The organism is Ulvibacter litoralis, from assembly GCF_900102055.1.
GTDB lineage: Bacteria > Bacteroidota > Bacteroidia > Flavobacteriales > Flavobacteriaceae > Ulvibacter > Ulvibacter litoralis.
On sequence record NZ_FNBA01000021.1, the window covers coordinates 1 to 5,145 of the forward strand.

The following is a 5,145-nucleotide window of genomic DNA, read 5'->3' on the forward strand; positions in this document are numbered from 1 at the left end:
TCCCTTACAATGATTTTTGTAGTTTAAATTACTAATACTCAAAATAATATTTTTATAAAAATTGCTTACAACGGGTTTGTATAATAATTGTAGCGCTTGGCGCAGTGTGCGGCTTGAAGCGGCGACACCTTCTCAGTTCTTTGTTTAGTTCCTATTATTCGGAGCTGCGTGAGACTCAGAAAGGCAAGCGTAACGTTATTTTTTAGAAACCAATATAGTTAAATATTTACAATCAATTTGCTTCTAGTTTCGCAAGAGCTATGATTAGTATACGGTGTTGGCAATAGTAATTTTTAGTCTTTGGTTTTCTTAGTCAATTTATAACCACAAGCTATAACAGTTCCATTTTCTTTTTTAATCAGTTCTATTTCGTTTGTAATGACGTTGACATAAAATAAGTCAACAAAATATTCACTAACTCCCAACTTTTCTACTTGCTTTCTTTTTTCTTTTACTAACCAACAAAATGAATTTAAATCATCGATATAGGCTAACTCAATTAAATCAACTTTTTTGTCTTTAAATCGTGCGTCCGATTTGACTTTTTCGAGAGCAAGACAAGGTTTATTCAGGTTTTCAAATTCAGGATTGAGTGAGAAGTCAGGAAATTTGTTTTCAGAAACCATTTTTCCGTCTTTGTCAAATTCCAATCCAAAAGCGTATTTAAATCCGTTATTCCGATAAGTATAGAGAATCCAATATGTCACATTGTAATTTGATAAGTTGTATAATTTTTCATTATCATATTCCGCTTTTACAGAATCCAAATAATTTACTTGAAATTCGCCCATTTCCAATCCATTATAAAAATCAATATTTGCACGTTTTACAATATATTCTTTTGCTTTTTTTAGAATAAAATCAGAATATTTCTCAATATTTTTAATATCGTATGGATAAAAAGTATTTTCTCTCTCTATTGAATCTTTATGCTTTATTTCAAATGGAATATAGTTTCGTGTTCTAGACAAATAGGTTCCACCTAATTCCAGATTTTCAATATCATCACATTGAGCGAATCCATTTATTGAAATCAGAAAGGTTATTAAAATGCTGAAAGTTTGTTTCATTATTATTGCCAACGGGTTTGTATAATAATTGTAGCGCTTGGCGCAGCGTGCGGCTTGAAGCGGCGACACTTTTTCAGTTCTTTATTTAGCACCAAATTATTCAGAGCTGCGTGAGACTCAGAAGGGCAAGCGTAACGTTATTTTTCAGAAACCAATATAGCTAAATATTTGTAGAAATTATCAAGTAATTCCCGCAAGAGCAATAATTGTTATACGTTGTTGTGTGTAGTTCTATTCAATTTCAGTTTTATTTTCGGTAGGTTTTTTAGAATTCCCAATTCGTCTACTCAAAATAAACAACCAACATAAACCAATTAAAATCAATAAATAATATTCAGAAAATTGAGTGTTAGGTTCTGATGCATTAATCATATGTTCGTCATAATCAACTTTCATTTTTAATTCAACAAGTTGTTCATTCGATTTCAAGTCAATTTTATAAATGTCCAATATTTGAGCATTTAGTTGTTTCAGGTCAGTATAATTCTCTTTTTTCTGGATGTAATGATCGTTAATATCATCGTATTCATTAACAATATAATAAAGTGCTATTATAGATAAAGCGGCTATTGAAATCTTTATAATATTTATTAATTTAGTATTATTCACGTTTCATTTTTTGATTACACACAACGGTTAAGTATATCGCTTGTTTCGCATGGCGCAGCGCGCAGCTGGCAGCAGCTTCGACTTTAGCCTTAGCCTGGCACCAAATTTTTCGGAGCTGCGTGAGACTCAGAAAGGCAAGCGAGTTCGTATTTGTCAGAAACTAAGATAAGCTAATTATTTGTACTGAGCATTCTGTAAGAAAAATTGTAAGAAATGAGCGATATACAGTGTTGGCAACTGGCTTTATTCAGTCAGCTCTTTTCTATACAATTCGGCTAATTTTTTTCTTTCTTTCTCGTTTTTCAAAATATTTTGTAACCACATTTGTGGTTGGTCAGTTGCATTGCCGTATTCTTTTTCCTGATATTCTTTAAAATCGGAAAAGTCAAACCAATTTTTTTTGTGAATGTGCTGAAGTGAATAAACAGCCATTTCTCCGTTAGTTGCTCCAAAAAATGGGCAAGTATGTACTTTCGTTTTCGTTGTGTCAGAAAGTTTGGTAATTAGGAATTCAGTCAGTTTTTCTTTGTCATTATCCGAAAATTCTTTCCAATACTTTTCACTGAAAACGAGTGCTTTTTCTTCTCTTTTAAATTCCGTTTCACTTACGTACTGTTCTCCACCTAAACAACCACCTTTTTCGAAAACTAAAACATTCCACAATTCAGATATCGAATCAGTTTGAGTTATTTTAACTAATTCAGTTTCCTCCATTTGAGCAATTTCCGTATTTAATTCCGATTGATTTTTACACGAAATCAAAATTAAAAATAGAAGTAATGTGTTTAATGCGTATTTCATTTTTTAGCTTGTTGCCAACGGGTTTGTATAATAATTGTAGCGCTTGGCGCAGCGTGCGGCTTGAAGCGGCGACACCTTTTCAGTTTCTTATTTAGTTCCAATTATTCGGAGCTGCGTGAGACTCAGAAAGGCAAGCTAGTTCATATTGTTCCGATAACTAAAGTAGTAATTTTTGAGTACTAAACACGAAGTAATTATGGAAAAGCTATGATTAGTATACAGTGTTACCATTAGTTTTTTACTCTAATGTCATAAACTGCCTCTCTTTTTGAGAATCACTTATCATTATAAACTTTCCGTCTATGTAATTTCCATAATTTGGAAGGTAATATGTCTTTTTCTTATTGTTCTGAATTTTATTTATTTTGCCAAGACCTGTATTTAGATAAACAAAATCATATAGTGCAGAAGTCTCAAATAAACCTACAGTAGCTTTAGTTCTGCCATCGTTCAATTCCTTTAATTTTTTTCCAGAGTTTAAGATTATATGCAATTCATTATTCTTTACAAAAGCATTATAAGATGGTTTATAATCGTATTTTAAAATACTTCTACCCCAATCTAACTTTCCATTTGGAGTAAATTTTATTATTAAAATATCATCGTAATGCTCAACCTTTCTATCATTTTCATAAGTTATATAAAATTGTTCTGCTGTTAAGTAAATGTTGTTTTGCTCATCGTTAAGAATGTAATCTATTTTAAATTCAAATAATTCTTTTCCTTTCTTTTTGTCGGCTTTATCAGTACCAAATAAATCAGCATAAACTTGCGACGGTAAGTCTTGTAAATTTTTATTTTTTATCTCAAAATTTTCCATATCAATTAAGATATTGCAGACACCTTTTATTGCATTTAAACCTGAATCAGAATAAAAACCATATAAATTGTATTCATTCGCATCTGTTACAGCTTTTAAAGATTTAATATATTTATTTTCTAAATTTAAATCCAATTTTGAGTAATCTGTTTTAGAAATTTTTTCGACAATAAAATGTCTGTTTTTCTCACTCTTTATTTTTGGTGATTCTTCATCGAAAAAAGATTCGCCTAATAGGAAAACATTTTTGCTATTATCAATTTGAATCTCAGATAATGAAAAGAATTTGTTTTCATTTCGAGTAATTTGTTGATCATAAACTAATTCATAAGTTTTAGAATCAAAAACGCTAACGTGATAAAAAACTTCATCTTTATGAATTGTGTAATTAGTTATAGAAAAATAATTTAAATCTGGCGACATTGAAAACTTGGCTCCTTTTTGGTTAGAAAACAAACTTAGTTTTTTGTCGATAGTGGTTGACGATAATTCTATTTTCTTGTTTGTTTTATTTTCAAGGTTGAAAACGTAGCAAGTAAGTACCTTAACATCTTTATCTGGAAATGTCTCTGTAAACACATTTATTTCGTTCGAGTAAAAAATATCCCCTATGTAGGTTTCCTTTTTATCAGTCTCGATTAATTTGGAATGGATTTTTGAAAAATTTTCATCAAACAAGTCAAAAACAATCTCTTTTTTATCATTTCTTATAATTCCAGTTTTACCAGAATTTGAAGTGTATGTAGCTCTTACACTATCAGTTTTTACTTTGTCAATGTAAACAGGGCTTTCATATATTTTAAAATTTGATTCATTTTGTGCAAAGATTATACCTTGACTAATTAATAAAGTGATTAATAAGATTCTTTTCATTTTTTACGTCAAAATTAATGGTAACGGGTTTGTATAACGATTGTTGCGTTTGGCGTAGCGCGCTGAGGGCAGCAGCGACAAGTTCTTCATTCTCTTCTTAGCACCAAATTATTCAGAGCTGCGTGAGACTCAGAAGGGCAAGCTTTACGTTATTTTTCAGAAACCAATATAGCTAATTATTTGTAGAAATTAATGTGAAATTCCCGCAAGAGCCATAATTGTTATACAGTGTTAGGCACTGTGTTTTTTAATTACTCCTTATAATATCATCTTCATTAAAGTAAATTCCATCTTTTCCAGCTGAAATTAATTTATAATTCAAAGAGTCAATTAACTCGTACTTATATGGGTTTTTCCAACTATCTGCTTTCCAACTTCCCCAAATTGGTTTTTGTCCGATAAATGAGTCGTAGTTTTTTGGGTAAACTCTATAATGATTTTTATAAAGTCCTAGTTCCGTCGAAATTTTATTCATTTCGGTTTTTGTCCTATCCTCATTGAGATATTCATCAGATAGGAATTCTACACCTTTAAAAATCCCAGTTATCAAAAGAGTCAATGTTATTGGGAGTAAAACAACCACTATAAGTAGGCTAAATGCCATATATCTCGTTGCTGATTTTTTTCCATCGCGGTGCTCAATTTTATCATAAACATCAAAAAGTGCCCAAATCATTAAAACTATATGAGGAGTCCAATTTGGTATAAAACTAAGAAAGTCGGTGCTTATTAAGATAAACGTCAAAATGATATTTGACAAAAAAATAATACTTCCCTTTTTAAAATCCTTTAAGACGAATTGTCCAATTCCAGGTAAAAAGAAAGAAGCAATAAAAGGTATTAGGTTGTTCATGAATGGTTGGTTTACATTGTGCCTAACGGGTTTGTATAATAATTGTAGCGTTTGGCGCAGTGTGCGGCTTGAAGCGGCGACACCTTTTCAATTCTCTATTTAGTTCAAATTATTCAGAG

5 protein-coding genes are annotated in these 5,145 nt (G+C 30.8%); all 5 read right to left on the reverse strand.

Features of this window, described 5'->3' with window-relative positions; all coding sequences use genetic code 11:
- Positions 1-293 precede the first annotated feature (293 nt).
- A complete protein-coding gene (locus BLQ00_RS16980; RefSeq protein ID WP_093145511.1) occupies positions 294-1,070 on the reverse strand; it encodes a hypothetical protein in 777 nt (258 codons plus the stop codon).
- 231 nt (positions 1,071-1,301) lie between these two features.
- Positions 1,302-1,679: a hypothetical protein gene (locus BLQ00_RS16985; RefSeq protein ID WP_093145512.1), complete on the reverse strand. Its 378-nt coding sequence runs from the start codon at positions 1,677-1,679 to the stop codon at positions 1,302-1,304.
- A gap of 243 nt (positions 1,680-1,922) precedes the next feature.
- Positions 1,923-2,480 carry a hypothetical protein gene (locus BLQ00_RS16990; protein ID WP_093145513.1) on the reverse strand — a complete coding sequence of 186 codons (558 nt, stop codon included), beginning with the start codon at positions 2,478-2,480 and terminating at the stop codon, positions 1,923-1,925.
- 238 nt (positions 2,481-2,718) lie between these two features.
- Entirely contained in the window at positions 2,719-4,173 is a 1,455-nt protein-coding gene (locus tag BLQ00_RS16995) for a hypothetical protein (RefSeq protein ID WP_093145514.1), read from the reverse strand.
- A 247-nt stretch (positions 4,174-4,420) separates the two neighbouring features.
- Positions 4,421-5,026: a hypothetical protein gene (locus BLQ00_RS17000; RefSeq protein ID WP_093145515.1), complete on the reverse strand. Its 606-nt coding sequence runs from the start codon at positions 5,024-5,026 to the stop codon at positions 4,421-4,423.
- Positions 5,027-5,145: the final 119 nt, after the last annotated feature.